Raw genomic sequence first — 3,535 nt, 5'->3', positions numbered from 1 at the left:
CCGCCGGCGTCGGCGACCGCATCGGCATCCTGCTGCCGCAAGCGCCCGAAACCGCCATCGCGCACGTCGCCGCCTACAAGATCGGTGCGATTGCGATCCCGCTGTTTGCGATAACGGGCGCCGGCGTCGGCGACCGCATCGGCATCCTGCTGCCGCAAGCGCCCGAAACCGCCATCGCGCACGTCGCCGCCTACAAGATCGGTGCGATTGCGATCCCGCTGTTTGCGCTGTTCGCGCGTGGTGGTCACCAACGCCGTGGGCGCCGCCAAGCTGGCTGGCATCCGTGACCGCTTGCCGGCGCTGAAAACCATCTTCACGATCGACGGCGCCTTCGACGGCACGGTCGATCTGCATCAGGCGCTGAAGCACGCCAGCAGCGATCTGACGCCGGTGCTGACCAAAGCCGACGATCCGGCCGTCATCATCTACACGTCCGGCACCACCGGCCAGCCCAAGGGCGCGCTGCATGCGCATCGCGTGCTGCTCGGCCATCTGCCGGGCGTGGAGATGTCGCACAATCTGTTCCCCATGGAAGGCGACCGCATCTGGACGCCGGCCGACTGGGCCTGGATCGGCGGCCTGCTCGACGTGCTGCTGCCGGCCTGGCATCACGGCGTCGCCGTGGTGGCGCATCGCTTTGAAAAATTCACCGGCGAAGCGGCGTTCCAGTTGCTGCAGGATCACGGCGTGCGCAACACCTTCCTGCCGCCGACTGCGCTGAAGATGATGCGCACCGTCGCCGATCCGGAAACGCGCTGGCGCTTCCAGTTGCGTTCGGTCGCCAGCGGCGGCGAATCGCTCGGCGTCGAGTTGCTCGACTGGGGCCGCAAGACTTTCGGCCTTACCATCAATGAGTTCTACGGCCAGACCGAATGCAACATGACGGTCTCGTCGAACGCCGCCGTCATGGCATGCCGCCCCGGCGCCATCGGCCGCGCCGCACCCGGACATACGCTGGCCATCGTGGACGCCGACGGCCGGGTGCTGCCGCCGGGCAGCGACGGCAACATCGCGGTGCAGCGGCCCGATCCTGTGATGTTCCTGCAGTACTGGAACAACCCGCAAGCCACCGCCGCCAAGTTCATCGGCGACTGGCTCCTGACCGGCGACACCGGCTGCATGGACGACGAGGGTTATATCCGTTTCGTCGGCCGCGACGACGACGTCATCACCTCGGCCGGCTACCGCATCGGCCCCGGCGAAATCGAAGACAACATCCTGCAGCACGCTGCCGTCAAGATGGTCGCGGTGATCGGCTCGCCCGATCCGCAGCGCACCGAAATCGTGGTGGCCGTGATCGTGCTCAACGACGGCGTCACCGGCGACGACAGGCTCAAGCGCGAAATCCAGGATCACGTCAAGGTGAAGCTGGCCGCACACGAATATCCGCGGGAAATTTTCTTCGTGGATGAATTGCCGATGACGACCACCGGCAAGGTGATCCGGCGCAAGCTGCGCGCGCAGGTCGGGGAATGGCGAAAGCTGGGCGATGCGGCATAAAAAAACATCCGGCGGGCAGGACCCGGCCGGATGTTAACCTCAAGCTTCAGGGGATGTTGACCTACAAAAAATCTACTGAGGACTCGGCGTCGAATCCAGCTTAGAACAGGTGACGGAAACCAACCATCAGCACAGTCTGGTTGCGTCCCGACGATGGCGAACCGTTTTGCGAATCGCCGACCACGGCCACGGCATCGACGATGCTGCCGGCCGTTTTACCCAGGGTCTTGCCGCGCGCCAGCTGATACGCTTCCAGCAGGTAGATCGCCGAACGCTTGGAGAACGAGTAGGTCTGCTCCAGCGCGACCTGATGGTATTTCGCCGCATCGCTGATGCCGTTGGCCGACTTCTCGAAGGTGTAGCTGTAACCGCCGGCCAACGCCACTTGCGGCGTCAGCTGATAGGTAGTGATCAGGCCCAGCGTCTGGAACGTTGCCTTCTGCGTGAACAGCGATCCGTTACCCGGCTTGTATTGCGCGTTGGCGTAGTTGGCGCCGAACATCCATTTGTCGATGGTGTAGCGCATCGCGCCGGCGATCATCTGCACGTTGTCCGAAGACACATAGCCGTTGTTGACCGCCGAGGTCGAGAAGCTGCCGGAGGCCGTGGAGTTCCACGCGTTGGCAGGGCCGGAACCGTTCTTCAGGCGTTGATAGCCCAAGGCGAAGTTCCAGGCGCCGACGTCGTATTTGGCTGCAAGGCTGTAGGTATTCCCGGTCGATGTGCTGCCTGCTGTTTCGCCGAAACCGTACAAGGCGCTGACTTGCGCGCCACCGAACACCGGCGACGAGTAGGTCACCGAATTGCTGATGCGCACCGTGGTGTCGAGGCCGTCAACGTCGCCCGGGTGAGCGCCGGTGGCGCCGGTCAGGACGCTGGTCGGGCCGATCGCGCCGACATACAGGAAGTAAGGCGTGTACTGGCGACCGGTTGTAACGGTGCCGTAGCTGCTGTTGGTCAGGCCGACGAAGGACTGGCGGTTGAACAGCGTGTTGGCCGAACTCATGGCGCCGGTATTGATGTCAAAACCGTTTTCCAGCGTGAAGATCGCCTGCGAACCACCGCCCAGGTCCTCAGCGCCCTTGAAGCCGATCTTGCTGGCCGCCAGGTTGCCTGTACGCAGGTACAGATTGTGCAGACCGCCCTGATTCGTCGTATAGACCAGCGCGTTATCGAGCGCGCCGTAAATCGTCACGCTGCTCTGTGCGGATGCCTGCATCGAAGCGCCGGCGGCGGCGATGGCCAGTCCTCCCATTACCCAACTGCGTCGTAATTTCATTTCCTCTCCTCTTCTTGGATGATTGCGGTATTGCTCCGCCCTAAATTGATTCCGGCCTGCGGGGCGAGACCGGATTCAAAACTGTTGCGCGGCCCGACACACAGGGCCGCAAACGTCGATCGCAGACGCAAAAACTCCCTCCTTGCGGCAGGGGGCGAACCTGCTGCAATGCTTGCGTAGTCAAAGGGGGACGCCGCTGGCGCGGCGCTGATCAGTTCAGGCCGCGTCCTATGTGAAGGGCGGGAATGCGCACAAGGCTGTGCAGATGCCGATTGTTTTCATCGCTGTCTCCGTCATGTGTGACGTCCTCTGCGGGACGCTGCGTCAACATGGCGATGAAACAGGTTCTATCGCCATGCTTTCTTGAATTCGTTCATCACCCGTTCCAGGTGCTCGCGCATCGCATCGCGCGCGGCCACCGGATCGCGCGCCACCAGCGCATCGAACACCTTCTGATGTTCTTCGAGCGAGGCTTCGCGCAATTGCGGCGTGTGGAAATGTTCTTCCAGCTTCTTCCACAACACGCCGCGCAACTGGTCCCACAATGCCGTGACGACTTGCGCCATCACGCTGTTGCCGCTGGCTTCGGCGATGCGGATGTGGAACAGCCGGTCATCCGCTTCATTGGCCAGCTTGTCGTTGAAGTTGCGCCCCATCGCCGCCAACTGCGCATAAATCCTGTCGATGTCGGCGTCAGTGCGGTTCTGCGCCGCCAATGCCGCCACTTCCGATTCGATCACCCAGCGCGCGCGCATT

2 protein-coding genes and 1 pseudogene are annotated in these 3,535 nt (G+C 62.9%); 1 reads left to right on the top strand and 2 read right to left on the bottom strand.

Translation table 11 applies throughout. The features are described from left to right. Positions 1 to 1,500, top strand: a pseudogene (locus tag HLUSI_RS30785) (AMP-binding protein); the annotation flags it as partial. Between the two features lie 100 nt (positions 1,501 to 1,600). On the opposite strand, the gene HLUSI_RS0125830 reads toward HLUSI_RS30785, so the two are convergent. Then, entirely contained in the window at positions 1,601 to 2,779 is a 1,179-nt protein-coding gene (locus HLUSI_RS0125830) for a porin (protein WP_029364037.1), read from the bottom strand. A 347-nt stretch (positions 2,780 to 3,126) separates the two neighbouring features. Next, the coding region (locus HLUSI_RS0125825) for a FadR/GntR family transcriptional regulator (RefSeq protein WP_016836675.1) at positions 3,127 to 3,535 on the bottom strand (409 nt) is incomplete at its 5' end.

This window comes from Herbaspirillum lusitanum P6-12, from assembly GCF_000256565.1.
GTDB classification, from domain to species: Bacteria; Pseudomonadota; Gammaproteobacteria; order Burkholderiales; family Burkholderiaceae_D; genus Herbaspirillum; species Herbaspirillum lusitanum.
This window is presented reverse-complemented; position numbering and strand designations above follow the sequence as displayed.